Source organism: Actinoplanes sp. NPDC049599, from assembly GCF_044465625.1.
Classification (GTDB): domain Bacteria; phylum Actinomycetota; class Actinomycetes; order Mycobacteriales; family Micromonosporaceae; genus Actinoplanes.
On sequence record NZ_JBITLX010000003.1, the window covers coordinates 458,353 to 474,788 of the forward strand.

The window sequence follows — 16,436 nt, forward strand, 5'->3', positions numbered from 1 at the left end:
GGATCAGGCCGAAGGGAGCCCGGCCGCGCCGGACTCGATCTCAATCGCCGCCGGTAACGGCATGGGGGTTTCCGGGGGGCGCGCCGGTAGGCGCAGGGTGAACGTCGAGCCGCCGCCGAGGGTGCTGGAGACCTCGACGCGGCCGCCGTGATTGGTGGCGATGTGCTTGACGATGGCCAGGCCGAGGCCGGTGCCGCCGGTCGAGCGGGACCGGGCCTGGTCGGCCCGGTAGAAGCGTTCGAAGATCCGGTCGACGTCGTGCGGGGCGATGCCGATGCCCTGGTCGGTGACGTCGATCTCGATCCAGTCGTCGTCCTCGCGCATGGCCAGCACGACCTGGGTGTCGTCGCCGGAATAGGCGATCGCGTTCTCGACCAGGTTGGTCACCGCGGTGGCGATCTGGCTGTCGCTGCCGTACACGGTGGCGCCCTTGGCACCGGCGTAGACGACCTCGATGCCCTTGGCCGACGACGTGGTGCGGGTGCGGTCGATCACCTCGGCGATCACCCAGTCCAGCGCGACCGGCTCCGGGGTGGGCAGCGGCTCGGCGCCCTGCAGCCGGGTCAGTTCGAGCAGTTCGTTGACGAGCCGGCCCATCCGGGCGGATTCGTGGTGGATGCGCTCGGCGAACCGGCGGGCCGCGATCAGGTCCTCGGATCGGTCAGCCAGCTCCGCCTCGGGCAGCTCGGTCGCGTCCAGCAGGGCCTCGGCCAGCAACTGCAGCGCGCCGATCGGGGTCTTGAGCTCGTGGCTGACGTTGGCGACGAAGTCCCGGCGTACCCGGGCCAGCCGGTGCGACTCGGTGACGTCCGCCGCCTCGACCGCGACGTGGGTGGAGTTGAGCGCGACCGCGCGCAGGTGCAGCCCGAGCGGCGCCTGGGCGCCGCCGGCGCGACCGCGCGGCAGGTCGAGCTCGACCTCGCGGCGGACGCCGGTGCGGCGGACCTGGCCCGCGAGGGTACGCAGGATCGGGTGCGCCGCGATCGTCCCGGGCGCGCCGCCGGAGCGCAGCAGCCCCATGGCGCGCGCCGCCGGGTTGACCAGGACGGGCTCGTCCTCGGCGTCGAGCACCACCACGCCGACCCGCAGCGAGTCCAGGCTCTTGCGGCCGAGACCCTTGAGCCCGTGCTTGCCGGTGCGCTCCTCGTCGATGTCGATCTTTCGTCCCCCCTCGGTCGACCGGGCCTTGGCCGGCTTGTCCGGCACGGCGGCGACCGGTGGCCCGGTCCGGCGGCGCCGGGCCAGCAGGAACCCCGCCACTGCGCCAAGGGCGAGGGCGACAAGAACGAGGGTTATGCCGTACACCGGATCCACGCTGCGATCGTAGGGTCATTGTTTACCTGGACCGTACGGCTAACCGGACAAATCCGGCGCGCTTCGAATAATGTTCACCACCCGGCCCGGCGTCGTTCACCGCCGTTCATGTCCAGTCCTCCGCACCCACCTAGCCTTGGCCCCGCAAGCCCAGCTCAACCCGGCTGCCACCGGTTCGCCGGCAGCCCCGAACCCCGGGACGAATCATGCGCGAGGAGTTTCAGGCCGACCTCTCGGAGGTCAGTCGCCTGCTGGTGACCATGGCGGAGTCGGTCCGCGCCGCGATGCGCAAGGCGACCACCGCTCTGCTCAAGGCCGACCGGCAGGCCGCCGAGGCGGTGGTGGCCCGCGACGCCGAGGTTGACGACATCTACCGGCAGGTCGAGACCAAGGTCGCGGACACCATCGCGCGCCAGGCGCCGGTCGCCTCCGACCTGCGGATGGTCATCACCGCCCTGCACATCTCCGCCGACCTGGAGCGGATGGGCGACCTGGCCGAGCACGTGGCCAAGACCGCCCTGCGCCGGCACCCGTCGCCGGCGGTGCCGGCCGAGCTGCGGCCGGTGTTCCGGCAGATGGCCGAGGTCGCCGACCGCATGGCCGACAAGATCACTATCGTGCTGGCCAGCCCGAACGCCGACCTGGCGGCGGAGCTGGAGAAGGACGACGACGCGATGGACGACCTGGAGCGGGACCTGTTCAAGATCCTGCTGCACGACGACTGGCCGTACGGCGCGGAGACCGCGATCGACGGCGCGCTGCTGGGCCGCTTCTACGAGCGGTACGCCGACCACGCGGTGAACGCGGGCGAGCAGATGATCTACCTGATCACCGGCGAGCCGGTACACAACTGACCCGACGGCACGGAAAAGCCGGGACGCCCCTGTGGCGTCCCGGCTCCTTGTGGTCGTGCGGTGGTCAGCGGCCCTGGTTGGCGACCGCCGCGGCGGCCTCCTTGGCCACCTCGGGGTCCAGGTAGGCGCCGCCGACGGTGATCGGGCGCAGGCTGGCGTCCAGGTCGTAGCGCAGCGGGATGCCGGTCGGGATGTTCAGCCCGGCGATGGCCTCGTCGGAGATCTGGTCGAGGTGCTTGACGATGGCGCGCAGCGAGTTGCCGTGCGCGGTGACCAGCACCGTCTTGCCCGCGAGCAGGTCCGGCACGACCGCGTCGTACCAGTACGGCAGGGCGCGCTCGAGCACGTCCTTGAGGCACTCGGAGCGCGGCTTCAGCTCCGGCGGCAGGGCCGCGTAGCGCGCGTCGGCGAACTGCGAATACTCGTCGTTGTCGTCGATCGGCGGCGGCGGGGTGTCGTAGGAGCGGCGCCAGAGCATGAACTGCTCCTCGCCGTACTGCTCCTTGGTCTGCTTCTTGTCCTTGCCCTGCAGCGCGCCGTAGTGCCGCTCGTTGAGCCGCCACGAGCGGGACACCGGGATCCAGTGCCGGTCCGCGGCGTGCAGCGCGATCTCGTTGGTCCGGATCGCCCGGCGCAGCAGGCTCGTGTGCACGACGTCGGGCAGCAGGCCGTGCTCCTTCAACAGCTCGCCGCCCCGCCGCGCCTCCTGCTCACCCTTGGCGGTGAGATCGACATCCACCCACCCGGTGAAGAGGTTCTTGGCGTTCCACTCGCTCTCGCCGTGCCGCAGCAGCACAAGGGTCCCCACAGTCATGCCTCCATCCTGCCGCAGCCGGGACCCGCGTGTGCGCCGACCCTCCCGTGGCGACCACCACGTGGAAACGCGGCTGCGCGGCGCGCCGCCGATCAGTAGGTTGTAAGGCTGTATGGGATGTCCGGTGCTTACGGGGGTGCACGCGTGCGCGGGTGGTTACAGCAGGCTACGGGCGGTCTGCCGCGACAGTTCTGGTTCCTCTGGACCGGGACCCTGATCAACCGCCTCGGCGCGTTCGTGGTGATCTATCTGGCCATCTACCTGACCCAGGCGCTGCACTTCAGCCAGAGCCAGGCCGGGCTCGTGCTGGGCGCGTACGGGGTCGGCGGCGCCGTCGGCACGATGACCGGCGGGGTGCTGGCCGACCGCTGGGGCCGCCGCCCGACGCTGCTGACCGCCCAGTTCGGCGCGGCCACACTGATGCTCGCGCTGGGTTTCGCCGAGGGCTTCTGGCAGCTGATCGCCGGCGCGCTGCTGCTCGGCCTGTTCGCCGAGGGGGTCCGCCCCGCGTTCCAGGCCATGATGATCGACATCGTGCCCGACCGGGACCGGGTCCGGGCGTACTCGCTGAACTACTGGGCGATCAACCTCGGCTTCGCCAGCGCGGCCGTGCTGGCCGGTTTCGCCGCCCAGTTCGACTACCTGCTGCTGTTCATCGTCGACGCGGGCACGACCCTGATCACCGCGCTGATCAGCCTGACCTTCCTGGCCGAGACCCGGCCGGCCCGGCCGCCCGCGCCGGCGCCGGGGCTGCCCGCCCGCCGCGGCCCGGGACTGGGCACCGTCTTCCGCGACCGGGTGTTCCTGGGCTTCGTGGCGCTGAACTTCTTCGTGGTCCTGGTGATCATGCAGCACATGTCGACGCTGCCGATCGCGATGAGCGCGGACGGCCTGAGCCCGGCCACCTTCGGCTGGGTCATCGCGGTCAACGGCCTGATGATCGTGGCGGGTCAGCTGTTCGTCCCGAAGCTGATCGGCGGGTTCGACCGCTCCCGGGCGCTGGCCCTGGCCACCCTGATCGTCGGCGTGGGCTTCGGCCTCAACGCCTTCGCCGGCACGATCGCCCTGTACGCGCTCTCGGTGGTGATCTGGACCCTCGGCGAGATGCTCCAGACACCGTCCAACTCAGCCCTGATCGCCGAGCTCTCGCCGGCCGCCATGCGGGGCCGCTACCAGGGCGTGAACTCGCTGTCGTGGTCGGCGGGCTCGGCTCTGGCCCCGATCGTCGGCGGCTTCGTGCAGCAGCACCTGGGCAGCACGGTGCTGTGGCTGGGCTGCGCCGGCATCGGTGTCGTGGTGGCGGCGGCCCAGCTCGCCTCCGGGCCGATCCGCGAACGCCGGGCGGCGGCGCTGCGCGAGGAGACGTTCCCGGCGGCCCCGGTCGCGCCGCCGCCGTCAGACGGTGAGCTCCGCCACGACGAGGACACCACCCCGCCCGCGCTCGCCGCCGGCGCGGTCCGGGTCCCGGCGCGCGACTGACCGCTCGCGCGACCGGGAATCCGGGGGGCCGGGACGGCCAGCCGTCGACAGCCGGATGACCGAGGCGGCCATCGTCCGTGAGGGTGAAGTTGCCAGCTGTGACGGTTCAGACAGATGGCAGACACCGAACCTGCTTGTGACCCTTGACCGGCCCAACTAGCGTGGTCGATGGACGCCGAACCGTCAGTTCGGGGAACGGGTTGACCTTCGGGTCACCGCGGATCGGCGTTCGGGGACGGGTGGCATCAGCCGTTGGGGGACGGCGTTACCCGAGACCGGCGGTTAGTGCGGGCGACGCCTATGGGGATGGGTGTCGCCCGCCGCCGCCGGCGCTTTTGTTTGTGCCCCCGGCCCGGTCGGGATCCGCGAGGTGGGCGAAGGCCTGAAGGTTGGCCAGGGACTCGCCGCGCTTGACCCGCCACTCCCACTCGCGCTTGATGGACGAGCCGAAGCCGATCTCCAGCATCGAGTCGAAGGACTCGTCGGCGTAGGTCAGCACCGCGCCCAGCAGCCGGTCCAGCTCGTCCTCGTCCAGGCCCTTGAGCGACACCCGGCCGGTCAGGTAGACGTCACCGGTCGCGTCGATGGAGAAGCTCACGCCGTACATGCGGGCGTTGCGGCGCAGCAGCCAGGCCCACAGCTCCTCGCTCTTCTCGTCCGGGTGGCGCATCACGAACGCCTCGATGCGCAGGGCGTGCTCGCCCACGATGAGGTTGCAGGCGGTCTTGAGCTTGTGCGTGCCGGGCAGCGTCACCACCCACGACGCGTCGCCGGTGGGCTCGCACTCCAGCTCGCGTTCCGCGCAGACCCGCTCGATGAGCGCGCCGATCTCGGTCACCATGAGAACGAGCCTGCCAGCCGGGCGGCGATCAGCGCGCGGTGGTCGGTGACGGCCTCGCGATAGACCCGCAGCAGGCTGTCCGCGGTGCGGTCCCAGGAGAAGTTGGTGGCGTGCCGCACCGCGCCGACCGACAGCCGCAGCCGGCGGGCCGGCGCGAGCAGCAGGTCGGCCAGCACCCGGGCCCAGTCAGCGGGATCGTGCCCGTCCACCAGCACCCCGCTCACCCCGTCGGTGACGGCCGTCACGAGCCCACCCACCGCGGCCGCGACCACCGGCGTGCCGCAGGCCTGGGCCTCCAGCGCGACCAGGCCGAACGACTCGTTGTGCGACGGCACGGCGACCAGGTCGGCGGCCCGGTACAGCGCGGCGAGCGCCTCGCCGGTCTGCGGGGCCACGAACCGCACCTTGTGCGAGACGCCGAGCGAGGCGGCCAGCTCGATCAGCGCGGTGGGCCGGTCGAGGCCGCTGCCGCTGGGGCCGCCGCAGATCACCACGGTCACGTCCTGCTCGCGGAGGTCGACCGCGGCCAGCGCGTTGATCAGCACGTCCGGGCCCTTGAGCGGCTGGATCCGGCCGACGAACGCCACGATGTAGCCGCGCTCGGGCAGGCCCAGCCGGCGCCGGTCGGCGGCCTGGGTGGCCCGCGGGCGGAACCGGTCCAGGTCCACGCCCGGCTGCACCACGCTGAGCCGGGTCGGGTCGGCGTCGTAGCAGCTGACCAGATCCTGCGCCTCGAAGCGGGTGTTCGCCACCAGCCGGTCCGCCTCCGCGATGACCTGTTCCTCGCCGATCACCCGGGCCTTCGGCTCCGGCCGGTCACCGGCGGCGATGAGTCTGTTCTTGACCTTGGCGAGGGTGTGCGCGGTGTGCACGTGCGGCACACCCCAGCGCTCCCGGGCCAGCCAGCCGACCTGCCCCGACATCCAGTAGTGCGAGTGGATCAGGTCGTACGCGCCGGGCGGCCGCGCGGCCTCGGCCCGCAGCACGCCGTTGGTGAACGCGCAGAGCTGCGAGGGCAGCTCCTCCTTCGACAGCCCCTCGAACGGGCCGGCGGTGACGTGCCGCACCGTCACGCCCGGCGCCATCTCGACCACCGGGGGCAGCTCGCTCGACGTCGCCCGGGTGAAGATCTCCACCTCGACGTCGCGCTCGGCCAGCCGCTTGGAGACCTCAACGATGTACACGTTCATGCCGCCCGCGTCGCCGGTGCCCGGCTGCTCGAGTGGCGAGGTGTGCACGGAGAGTGTGGCAATCCGCCGGGGTGTCGGCCAGAGGCCTGCGGCCCGCAGCTCAGCCACGTCGTATCCCTTCGCGAAGCGGTCGAACGTAACGGGGAACTGTTACGCCGTCGTTCATCTTCCCCACCGGGAAGGCCTCAACCCAAGGCCCGGCGGCCGGGGGTGACCCAGCTCTCCCGCCGCGGTGAGGCAGGATCAGAGGATGGTGCAGAAGAAGATCGCCGTCGTCACCGGGGCGTCCAGCGGCATCGGCGCGGCCACCGCCCGCCGGCTGGCCACCGAGGGCTTCCACGTGGTGGCCGCGGCGCGCCGGGCGGACCGGCTGGAGAAGTTGATCACGGAGATCGGCCCGGACGCCACCGCGGTCGTCTGTGACGTCACGTCCGACGCGTCCGTGGCCGCGCTGGCCACCGCCGTCCGGGGGCTGGGCGCGCCGGTCGCGCTGCTGGTCAACAACGCGGGCGGCGCCCGCGGGCTGGACCCGGTCGAGACCGGCGCGGTGGACGACTGGCAGTGGATGTACGACGTCAACGTGCTCGGCACGCTGCGGGTCACCAAGGCGCTGCTGCCCGATCTGGAGGCGAGCGGCGCCGGCACGGTGGTGACCGTCGGGTCGACGGCCGGGTTCACGGTCTACGAGGGCGGCGGTGGTTACACGGCCGCCAAGCACGCGCAGAACGCGCTGGTCGGCACGCTGCGGCTGGAGCTGGCCGGCCGGCCGGTGCGGGTCATCGAGATCGACCCCGGGATGGTGCGCACCGAGGAGTTCTCGCTGAACCGGCTCGGCGATCCGGCCAAGGCCGACGCGATCTACGCCGGCGTGCGCGAGCCGCTGGTCGCCGACGACATCGCGGACTGCGTCGCCTGGGTCGCCACCCGGCCGCAGCACGTCAACGTGGACCGGCTGGTGGTCCGCCCGATCGCCCAGGCCGCGCAGCACAAGGTGGCCCGGGAACAGAGCTGAGCGACGATGAAGCCGGTCGGCGCGGTCACCCGGGGCACCACCAATCCCAACCGGCTGCGCCGGGTGGACAACTTCGTCGCGTACCGCTGCGCGGAGCTGCTGACCCGCGCGGCCGCGCCGCTGGTCGTGGATCTCGGCTACGGCGCGACCCCGGTCACCGCGGTCGAGCTGCGCGCGCGGCTCGCGGCCGCGGTCCGGCCGGACCTCGCGGTGGTCGGCCTGGAGATCGATCCGGTACGGGTCAGCGCCGCCCAGCCGTACGCCGACCCGCCGCTGCTCGAGTTCCGCCGGGGCGGGTTCGAGCTCGCCGGCCTGCGCCCGCAGGTGGTCCGCGCGTTCAACGTGCTGCGCCAGTATCCGGAGGAGGAGGTCGCCGCCGCCTGGGCCACGATGACCGGCACCGGCGCCCTGCTGGTCGAGGGCACCTGCGACGAGCTGGGCCGGATCGCCACCTGGGCGGTGGTGGACGCCCACGGGCCGCAGACGCTCACCTTCTCCGCCCGGCTGTCCGATCTGGACCATCCGGCCACCTTCGCCGAACGGCTGCCGAAGGCGCTGATCCACCACAACGTGCCCGGCACGCCGATCCACGAGTTGCTCCTGACGCTGGGTGCGGCCTGGGACGCCGCGGCGACCCCGTTCGGCCCGCGGCAGCGCTGGCGGGCCACGGTCGAGAGGTTCCGCGAGCAGTGGCCGGTGCTGCCCGGCCCGGCCCGGTGGCGCCGCGGCGAACTGACCGTGCCGTGGCCTACCCGAGGGTGACCTGGAACAACGGGTCGGCGGCGACCTGCTGGAACGCCGCGAGGCCGCTCGGCGTGGAGTTCACCGAGATGTCCCGGTCACCCTCGTCGTCGCTGGCGGTGTCGAAGTAGACGATCGCCTTCACGGCCGGGTGCGCCTTGAGCTCGGGGACCACGGAGGCGAACGCCGCCGCCTTGTCGGTCACCACGGCGCGGCGGTGGTACATGCCCCACTCGGCGACCATGACCGGCTTGGTCGGGTGGTTCGTGACGGCCCAGTCGTACCAGCCGAGGCCGCCGCCGGTGGGCTGCCGGTCGAGCAGGTCGCCCATGTCGCCGTAGTGGTAGTAGCCCGGCTCCACGCTGACGTAGGAGTCGAGGCCGACCCAGTCCACGTACGCGTCGCCCGGGTACAGGTCCGGCCACCAGGACTGCGCCATCCACTTCTCGTTGCCCATGTAGGCGATCACGTTGACGGCGTTGGTGACCCCGTTGGCGCGCAGCCGGGTGATCACGTGCCGGTACATCGCCGCGTAGTCCTTCGCGGTCATGCCCGACGCGGTCGCGGTCTGCACGTCGTTCTCCGGCTCGTGGTGCAGCGCCAGGAAGAACTTCTGCTGGTAGTTCGCCTTGATGTAGGCCGACCACTTGTCGATCCGGGCGTCCTGCTGGCCGGCCGCGACCTTGGCCCAGGTGGAGTTGTAGGCGATCTTCCAGTTCAGCAGCAGCACCCGCGGGCGCTGCGCGTCCCTGGTCATGGCGATCTCGGCCTTGGTCGGGAACTGCTCGTCACCCTTGTGGTACGCGTGGAAGATCGTCGCAGTGCGCCCGGTCAGCGCCTCCCAGTCCTTCAGGGCCTGGTCGCGCGGCACGTCGGTGAAGCCACCCGCCGCGGCTCCCCACAGCACGCCGCAGGACGGCACCAGCAGGGCATCGGTCACACACTCGACCGGCGCGGTGGTCGGCGGCACCGTCGTGGGCGGCAGCGTCGTGGGCGGCAGCGTCGTGGGAGCGGTCGTGGGGACGGTGGCCGGCTTGGTGGTGGCCGGCGTGGTGGGGGTGGTCGTCGTGCGCTTGACGGTCAGCACCAGCTCCGGGCCGCCCGCGGTGGTGCTGCCGTACTCGAGCGCGCGCAGCCGGGTGACGCCGCTGGTGGCGGCCGACTTCAGCGCGAACGCGTACGTGCCGGCCCGGGTGACCACAGTGGAGACGTCGAAGCTCAGCGTGGTGTCGGTGGTCCTCGGCTTGATCAAGCCGACCAGCTTGCCGAGGGCCGGGGCGTTCGCCGCCGTGAGGGTCTTCTCCGACCACCCGCTCGCGACGGAGTAGACGCCGAGGGTCGCGGCGACCGGCTTGCTCTCCACCGGCAGCCGCAGCTCGGCCGCGGTGACGGTGCCGCCGGCGGCCACTTTCGGCGTGAACTTCACATAGGACAGCCGGGTCTCCCCCGCCGTCCGGCCGACCACCAGCTTGTCCGCCGAACCGAAGTTCGCCGTCTTGCGGGTGCTGGACGTGTATGCGTCATCGGTGCTGAAGGTGCTCGTCTTCTCGGTCGTCGCCGCCGCGTTCGCCGTGCCGGTCAGCGCTGTTCCCGCGCCGGCCACCACCACCCCGGTCAGTGCGACCCCGATCATCCCCCGCCTCGCGGTCACGTCGTTCCCCCTGTACGTCAAACAAGATTTGCTGTCTGACATTCAGGTTCAGCGGGTGCGGGTGCCGCCCCGGATCGTGAACGGGTGCAGGGCAGGTGCCACGCCACAGAGGACCCAGGGGCGGCCGACGCCGCAGCGGATGAAGGGTTTTCCGGCCGACGGCGCCTCCGCCGTTCGGCCGGTCCGGGACAACGGAAAACGCCGCCGGACCCGGGGTCCGGCGGCGTTCCTACGGGTGGTGCGTCAGGCGGTCGGTGCCGGCGGGTCGAGGATCGAGCGCAGCGCGCCGAGCAGCAGATCCGAGGTGAACGGCTTCTTGACGAGCAACGCGTCCTGACCGATCAGCCCCTTGGTGACGGCGATGTCCTTGGGCAGGCCCGAGATGTAGACGACGCCCATCCCCGGACGCAGCTCCGAGGCGTTCCGGGCCAGATCGCCGCCCGAGACCCCGGGCAGGCCGAGGTCGGTGACCAGCACGTCGATGACCCCCGGGTGCTCACGGCAGACCGCGATGGCCTGGTCCGAGTCGCCGGCCACCAGGGTGTCGAAGCCGCGTCGCTCGAGCATCCGGCGCATGATGTCGCGCAGGTCCTCCTCGTCGTCGACGACGAGGACCGTGGGACGCTCCTGCGTGACCTCCGTCATGGCGGCCTCCTTGCCTCTTGTCACGAACACGCTATCGGCGCCACCGGTCACCGGTACGGCTTTCCCGGCTTTAGAGGACCAACTTCCAGCTGTCCAGGACCCCGCTCGTGGTGCCGTAGGTGTCCTTGACCATCAGCGTCCACATACCGTTGCGGGAGGTGCCGGACAGGTCGATCCGGTAGGTCTGCACCAGATTGGCCGTCCTGTCCGCCTTGTTGGCGTTCTTCAGCGTGTACTTGGTGCCCCGCGGGCTGATCAGCGAGACGACGAGCGAGCCGCGGTAACCGTGCTTCACGACCACGCTCACCGTCGAGGTCGCCGCCGCGGCGCCGGTGCAGGTCGAGACGTTCCGGCGGCTCAACGCCGTGCCGAACCGGGCGATCCGCACGTCGGCGCCCATGGTGAACGGCCCACAGGTGACCACCGGCGCGGCCGTCGGAGCCACGGTCGGCGCGGTCGTCGGCGCGATCGTCGGGCTCGCAGTGGGGGAAGCCGTCGGGGCGGTCGTCGGGGCGGTCGTCGGGGAAGCCGTCGGGGCGGTGGTCGGGGAGGTCGTGGGCGTCGCCGTCGGGGCGGTGGTCGGGGTGGCGTTCAGCCAGGACGTGTTGAGCAGCTTGTTGACCGAGCCGGTGCCCGGCGAGGTCACTTTGCCCGCCGACGCGTTCGTGGTCAGCTCGGCCAGCACCTGGGCCGGCGTGGCGGCCGGCTGCCCCGCCAGCACCAGCGCGGCGGCGCCGGCCACGTGCGGTGCGGCCATCGAGGTGCCGCTCATCATCTGAGTGCCGGTGTCCGACGAGTAGCCCGCGGCGGTGACCTGCACGCCGGGCGCGAAGATGTCGAGGCAGCTGCCCAGGTTGGAGAACGAGGCCCGGGCGTCGGTGCTGTCGGTGGCGCCGACCGTGATCGCGTCGGGGGTGGCCGCCGGCGAGAACCCGCAGGCGTCCTTGTTGTCGTTGCCCGCGGCCACCGCGTAGGTGACCCCGGAGGCGATCGACTTGGCGACCGCGGCGTTGAGTGTGGCGCTCAGCGGGCCGCCGACGCTCATGTTGGCCACCGCCGGCTTGACCGCGTGCGTGGTCACCCAGTCGACACCCGCGATGAACGCCGAGTACGAGCCGGAGCCCGTGCAGTCCAGGATCCGGACGCCGACCAGGTTGACGTCCTTGGCGACGCCGTACGTGGTGCCGCCGATGGTGCCGGCCACGTGGGTGCCGTGCCCGTTGCAGTCCTGGGCGATGGCGTCCTTGTCGATGAAGTCCCAGCCGTTGAGGGCGCGGCCACCGAACTCGGCGTGGCTGGTGCGGAGCCCGGAGTCCAGCACGTACGCGGTCACGTTCGCCGCGGAGCGGTAGGTGTAGGTCTTGGACAGCGGCAGCGAGGTCTGGTCGATCCGGTCCAGCCCCCACACCGGCGTGGTCTGGGTGTCGGCCATCCGGACCACGGCGTCCTGCTCGACGTAGTCGACGGCCGGGTTCGCGGCCAGCCGGCGCGCCTGGGTGGCGGTCATGTTCGCCTGGAAGCCGCGGACGGCCGAGAGGTAGTTGGTGCGGACCCGGCCGCCGTAGCGCCGGACCAGCTCCTGGGAGGCCGACGTGACCCGGGCGGCCGCGGCGGAACCGGGCTTGAGCACCACGATGTAACTGCCGGCGATCGCGTCCGCGGCCCCCGCCGCGCGGATCGAGCCGGTGGGCAGCGCGGTGGGCGTACCGGCCAGCGCGGTGCCGGCCACGCCGGTCACCGCGGCGGCGGTGGCGATGCCGGCGGTCAGCACGAGGCGCGCGGCGCGGCGCCGGCCGTCGTAACGAGTCATTCTGGATTCCCTCCCGTTAAGCCACCGGCGGAACTCTTCACCCCCGCGATCGGGCATGGCGGTGGCGTCTGAGGGGAATGCTGTCGATGGGGCAGAGTCACCTCGGGACCCTGCCGGTTGCGCCTCAGGTGCAGGGTCCCGATCTACGTCACGAGGGCTAAGGCGCCCCGGCGGCGGGCCGAACTACCCGCTGTCAGGACCGCTGCACCGCCACCGAGCAAGGAGAGCGATGATGACCACCATGCTGTCGCCCGAGATCGTCACCGTCCCGTCCCTGGTCGACCGTTGCGACAGCTGCAACGCCGCCGCCAAGGCAGAGATCGCCCTGAGCAGCGGTGGCTCCCTGGTGTTCTGCGGACACCACGCCAACAAGCACGCGCAGCGGCTGGGCCGGCTCGCGTCGAAGGTCACCATCGAGGACGGCTTCGAGTGGGCGGGGCAGTCTCACCCGGCGTGACCACTTGACCACATCCGCCGCGATATGATCGCTCCCTCACTCTTGGGCGAAACGCCCACATTTAGAGGGGTTCCACCGGTGCAGATCGCGGCGCACGACGTGGGCAGGCTGTCCCGGATACTCGCCGGGTGCGCCGGTGTCGCGGTGGCCGTTCTCGGCGCACTGGGCCTGCTCACCTCGTTCTCGTCGGCACCGCACAACGCCCTGACGTCGAGCCCGGCGGCCGCACTGCTGGCCGCCGGGCTCGCTTTGTCCCTGCTGGCGCCCACCCGCACCGCGCGGGGCCTGCGGGTCGCCGCGCGCCTGCTGGCCGTGCTGGCCGCGGGGCTGAGCGCGGCCGCCCTGGTGCGGCACCCCGCGGCAGCCGTCGCCACCATGCTCACCGGTCTCGCGCTGACCTGCCTCGACGTGCGGCTCCGCCGGCCGGGCGAGCAGTCCCGGTTCCGGGTCGCCGACCCGCTGCTGGCGGGCGCGATGATCATCGCCCTGGTCGCGCTGGTGCCCCGGATGTTCGCGCCGACGTTCCCGGACGGCGGCGGCCCGGCCAGCGTGATGTCGCCGTACCACGCGGGCGCGCTGCTCACCCTCGCGGTGGGCGCCATCCTGGCACGCCCGGAGGCGGGCCCGCTGCGCACCGCCGCGGCCGCCGGACCCGGCACCAAGATCCGCCGTACGCTGCCCGCGGTGATCGCCGTGCCGGTGGTGGCCGCCCTGATCAGCGCGCTGGCGGTGCGGACCGGGATCAGCCGCCCGGCCGCCGCGATCAGCACCGGCGCGATCCTCGCCGCGCTGGCCGTGCTGGCCCTGATCGCCTTCCTGGTGCGCTCGCTGGAGGGCGCCGACCGGCAGCAGCGCGAGCTGGTGGCCGAGCTGCGGGAGCGCCGGGAGTTCGCGGACACGCTGCTGCAGTCGATGAACGAGGCGGTGATGGTGCTCGACGCCAACCACCGGGTGATCGACGTCAACCGGCGCTGGCGGGAGCTGACCGGCCACCGCGAGCCGCCCGGCCCGGAACCGGCGACACTGCCACCGGCGGGCACCGGCGACTGGCTGATCCACCACGCCGACGGCACGGAGATCCCGGTGCTGGCCACCATGGCGCCCATCCCGGACACCGACGGGCGGCCCCGCGCGTACGTGGCGACCTACGTCGACATCACCGACCGCAAGCGGGTCGCGGACGAGCTGCAGGAGCGGGCCGGCGAGCTGGAGCGCAGCAACGAGCAGCTGCGGAAGTCGAACGACCGGCTGGCGGCGGCGCTCGCCTTCAAGAACGACCTGACCTCGATGCTGACCCACGACGTGGCCCAGCCGATCAGCTCGATCGCGAGCCTCGCCGAGCTGCTCAGCGAGGACTGGGTCGAGCTCAGCGACGACATCCGGCACGAGCTGGCCACCAAGATCGACAAGAACACCCAGCGGCTCATCAAGATGATGAACGACCTCCAGCTGCTCTTCCGGCTGGACACCGGGGCGGTCACCGCGCGGCGTACGCCGGTGCCGGTCCTGGAGGTGGTCACGGCGGTGGCGGCCGAGCTGGGCTGCGCCGACCAGGTGCGGATCGAGGTCGACGACGACCTGGCCGCGCTGGCCGACCGGCAGCACCTCTGGCACGTGATCCGCAACCTGCTCGGCAACGCGCTCAAGTACGGCGAGGCCCCGCTGCTGATCAGCGCCGGCCGGGCCGGCGAGTCGATCGCGCTGGTGGTGCAGGACGGCGGCGCCGGCATCCCCGAGGACCTGGTGCTCAAGCTCTTCGACCGGTTCATGCGCGGCGCCGGGCTCGGGCTGTTCATCGTGCGGCACCTGGTGGAAGCGAACCGGGGCTCGGTCCGCTACGAGCGGGCCGAACCCCGGGGTGCGCGCCTGGTGGTGACGCTGGAGGCGGCGCACTGAGCCGGTGCGTCACCAGTCGTGGTCGCCGCCGCGTTCCTCCTCGTTGACGACCCCGTCGCCGCGCAGGTCGCGGGTGCCCATGGCCTTGCCGCCCATCGCGGCGGCGCCGCCGCTCACCGTCCTGGCCCCGCCGATGCGCCGGCCGGGGGCCAGCACGTCGCGCAGGTCGTCGGCGCTGGTGATGCCCGGCGCCGAGGTGATGTCCACGTCCGTACCGGCGTTGGCGTTGCTGAACTCGCCGGCGCTGGTGCCCCAGCCGGCGCCGGGGTGCGGCCGGCCGCCGCGGGCCCGGGCCGCGACCGAGGCGGGCGAGGCCGGGTCGGTGCGCGACATACCGGCGAGGTCTTTGCTGCTGGCGGCGGGCAGGTGCGGGTCGCCGAGCCTGCCGGCCTCGATCAGGCCCTTGAAGGTGTTCAGGTCGGCCTTGAGCCGGCGGCTGAGCGTCTCCTGGCCGTGCCGGTCGCTCGGCAGCAGGTAGGCCACGTCGGCCTCGAGCTGGGCGACGATCTGGGTGCGGGCCTCGCCCATCGGCCGCAGCGTGATCGTCTCGGCGAGCAGCGGCCCCTCGGTGGTCGCCCAGGAGACCCGCTGATCCAGGGAGCGCTCGGTGATCTGCGCGTCGAACTCCCGGCGGTGCCCCTCCACCTCCATGATCCAGTGGGTCCGGTCGGCACCGACCCGGGTCACGCGCTGCACCCCGGTCATGAACTGCGGATAGTTCTCGAACGTCGCGAGCTGCTCGTACACCGCGTGCAGCGGGGCACCGATCTCGACGGCCTGCTGAACCATACTCATGGCATCTCTCCCATGCTGTAGTGCTGGCATGACTGAGAGTACGTAGGCGATTACATTGAGCGGCCGGTTTCCGATCAGACCCGGCGCAGGTACTGCCATCGGCCGACCTCACCGGCGTACCGGGCGTCACTCGCCGCGAGCATCGCCACATCGGCCCCACGCAGCATCGCCACCACGCGCGGTGACGGGCTGCGCCAGGCCTCGCTGATCTCGACGGCCGTACCGGTGCGCCGGCAGGCGGTGGCGAGCGCGTCCAGGATCTCCGGGGTGACCGCGGAGTCGTCGACGCCGACCTGGGTGAGCAGGCTCAGCGGGCGGGCCAGCTGCACCGGCGCGTACCGGGAGGCCCGGTCCATGCCCTCGATCGTCGCGGTCACCACGACCTCGGCGACCTGGTCCGGGGTGAGCCCGCCGGTGGCGAGCAGGGCGCGGACCTCGCGCGGGGTCACCGGGCCGTCGGCCAGCGGCAGCTGCGACACGGCCACCGACACCGCCTCCAGCTGGCCCAGGTCGGCCGGCCAGGCCAGCCAGCCGTCCCGCCGGACGACCTCGACCTCGGCGGCGATGCGCAGGGTCAGCTCGGTGCGGCGGCGGGCCCGGCGGATGGTGTCCGCGTACGCGGCCAGCCACGTCGTGTCCGGCCCCACCTGGTCGGCGAAGGTCACCGAGGTCAGCCCGGCGCCGTCGGCGGCGGAGACGATCACGCCCACGCTGTCCCGGCCGGCCGCGAAGCCGGTGTGCACGTGCCCGTCGGCCCGCAGCTCCAGGGCGGCCGCCGGCGCGGCGAGGGTGGTGCCGTCGATGACCGATTCGCGCTCTGCACCCACGATGACTCCCGAGACCGTTCCCGCCGGACGAGCACATCTCGTCCTGGGTACACGGTGCGGCCCCGGCGTTGTGGACCGGGGCCGCGCCAGGTGCAGTCCGGGTGCGCCCG

15 protein-coding genes are annotated in these 16,436 nt (G+C 72.2%); 6 read left to right on the plus strand and 9 right to left on the minus strand.

What is annotated here, in order from left to right; all coding sequences use genetic code 11:
* Nucleotides 1-3 precede the first annotated feature (3 nt).
* Nucleotides 4-1,314, minus strand: coding sequence for a sensor histidine kinase (locus tag ACIBQZ_RS08360; protein ID WP_396087793.1), 1,311 nt, complete (start codon nucleotides 1,312-1,314; stop codon nucleotides 4-6).
* A gap of 206 nt (nucleotides 1,315-1,520) precedes the next feature.
* Between ACIBQZ_RS08360 and phoU the strand changes: the two genes are divergently transcribed.
* Nucleotides 1,521-2,168 carry a phosphate signaling complex protein PhoU gene (gene phoU / locus ACIBQZ_RS08365; protein ID WP_396087794.1) on the plus strand — a complete coding sequence of 216 codons (648 nt, stop codon included), beginning with the start codon at nucleotides 1,521-1,523 and terminating at the stop codon, nucleotides 2,166-2,168.
* A gap of 64 nt (nucleotides 2,169-2,232) precedes the next feature.
* Here the strand turns inward: phoU and ACIBQZ_RS08370 are convergent, their stop codons facing one another.
* Nucleotides 2,233-2,982, minus strand: a complete 750-nt coding sequence (locus tag ACIBQZ_RS08370) for a phosphoglyceromutase (RefSeq protein WP_396087795.1) — start codon at nucleotides 2,980-2,982, stop codon at nucleotides 2,233-2,235.
* 117 nt (nucleotides 2,983-3,099) lie between these two features.
* Between ACIBQZ_RS08370 and ACIBQZ_RS08375 the strand changes: the two genes are divergently transcribed.
* Nucleotides 3,100-4,461: an MDR family MFS transporter gene (locus ACIBQZ_RS08375; RefSeq protein WP_396087796.1), complete on the plus strand. Its 1,362-nt coding sequence runs from the start codon at nucleotides 3,100-3,102 to the stop codon at nucleotides 4,459-4,461.
* A gap of 298 nt (nucleotides 4,462-4,759) precedes the next feature.
* On the opposite strand, the gene ACIBQZ_RS08380 is transcribed toward ACIBQZ_RS08375, so the two are convergent.
* Nucleotides 4,760-5,302 (minus strand): YbjN domain-containing protein, encoded by a 543-nt coding sequence (locus ACIBQZ_RS08380; protein WP_396087797.1) that lies wholly within the window; start codon nucleotides 5,300-5,302, stop codon nucleotides 4,760-4,762.
* Entirely contained in the window at nucleotides 5,296-6,600 is a 1,305-nt protein-coding gene (gene mshA / locus ACIBQZ_RS08385; RefSeq protein WP_396087798.1) for a D-inositol-3-phosphate glycosyltransferase, read from the minus strand. The genes ACIBQZ_RS08380 and mshA overlap by 7 nt, the downstream gene beginning before the upstream one ends.
* 142 nt (nucleotides 6,601-6,742) lie before the next feature.
* Here mshA and ACIBQZ_RS08390 point away from each other — a divergent pair, with 142 nt between their 5' ends.
* Nucleotides 6,743-7,504 (plus strand): SDR family oxidoreductase, encoded by a 762-nt coding sequence (locus ACIBQZ_RS08390; RefSeq protein WP_396087799.1) that lies wholly within the window; start codon nucleotides 6,743-6,745, stop codon nucleotides 7,502-7,504.
* Between the two features lie 6 nt (nucleotides 7,505-7,510).
* Nucleotides 7,511-8,266, plus strand: a complete 756-nt coding sequence (locus tag ACIBQZ_RS08395) for a class I SAM-dependent methyltransferase (protein WP_396087800.1) — start codon at nucleotides 7,511-7,513, stop codon at nucleotides 8,264-8,266.
* Here the strand turns inward: ACIBQZ_RS08395 and ACIBQZ_RS08400 are convergent.
* From ACIBQZ_RS08400 to ACIBQZ_RS08410, 3 genes are all read right to left on the minus strand, one after another.
* Nucleotides 8,253-9,896 carry a DNRLRE domain-containing protein gene (locus ACIBQZ_RS08400; protein ID WP_396087801.1) on the minus strand — a complete coding sequence of 548 codons (1,644 nt, stop codon included), beginning with the start codon at nucleotides 9,894-9,896 and terminating at the stop codon, nucleotides 8,253-8,255. The genes ACIBQZ_RS08395 and ACIBQZ_RS08400 overlap by 14 nt on opposite strands.
* A gap of 243 nt (nucleotides 9,897-10,139) precedes the next feature.
* Nucleotides 10,140-10,541 (minus strand): response regulator, encoded by a 402-nt coding sequence (locus ACIBQZ_RS08405; protein ID WP_396087802.1) that lies wholly within the window; start codon nucleotides 10,539-10,541, stop codon nucleotides 10,140-10,142.
* 70 nt (nucleotides 10,542-10,611) lie between these two features.
* Nucleotides 10,612-12,351: a S8 family serine peptidase gene (locus tag ACIBQZ_RS08410; protein WP_396087803.1), complete on the minus strand. Its 1,740-nt coding sequence runs from the start codon at nucleotides 12,349-12,351 to the stop codon at nucleotides 10,612-10,614.
* 229 nt (nucleotides 12,352-12,580) lie between these two features.
* Between ACIBQZ_RS08410 and ACIBQZ_RS08415 the strand changes: the two genes are divergently transcribed.
* Together ACIBQZ_RS08415 and ACIBQZ_RS08420 are read left to right on the plus strand one after the other, a co-directional pair.
* Nucleotides 12,581-12,808, plus strand: coding sequence for a hypothetical protein (locus ACIBQZ_RS08415; RefSeq protein ID WP_396087804.1), 228 nt, complete (start codon nucleotides 12,581-12,583; stop codon nucleotides 12,806-12,808).
* A gap of 78 nt (nucleotides 12,809-12,886) precedes the next feature.
* Complete coding sequence (locus tag ACIBQZ_RS08420) at nucleotides 12,887-14,704, plus strand: ATP-binding protein (protein ID WP_396087805.1); 1,818 nt, start codon at nucleotides 12,887-12,889, stop codon at nucleotides 14,702-14,704.
* A gap of 9 nt (nucleotides 14,705-14,713) precedes the next feature.
* Here the strand turns inward: ACIBQZ_RS08420 and ACIBQZ_RS08425 are convergent, their stop codons facing one another.
* Nucleotides 14,714-15,499: an SRPBCC family protein gene (locus ACIBQZ_RS08425; protein WP_396087806.1), complete on the minus strand. Its 786-nt coding sequence runs from the start codon at nucleotides 15,497-15,499 to the stop codon at nucleotides 14,714-14,716.
* A gap of 74 nt (nucleotides 15,500-15,573) precedes the next feature.
* Nucleotides 15,574-16,326, minus strand: coding sequence for a hydrolase (locus ACIBQZ_RS08430; protein ID WP_396087807.1), 753 nt, complete (start codon nucleotides 16,324-16,326; stop codon nucleotides 15,574-15,576).
* Nucleotides 16,327-16,436 lie beyond the last annotated feature (110 nt).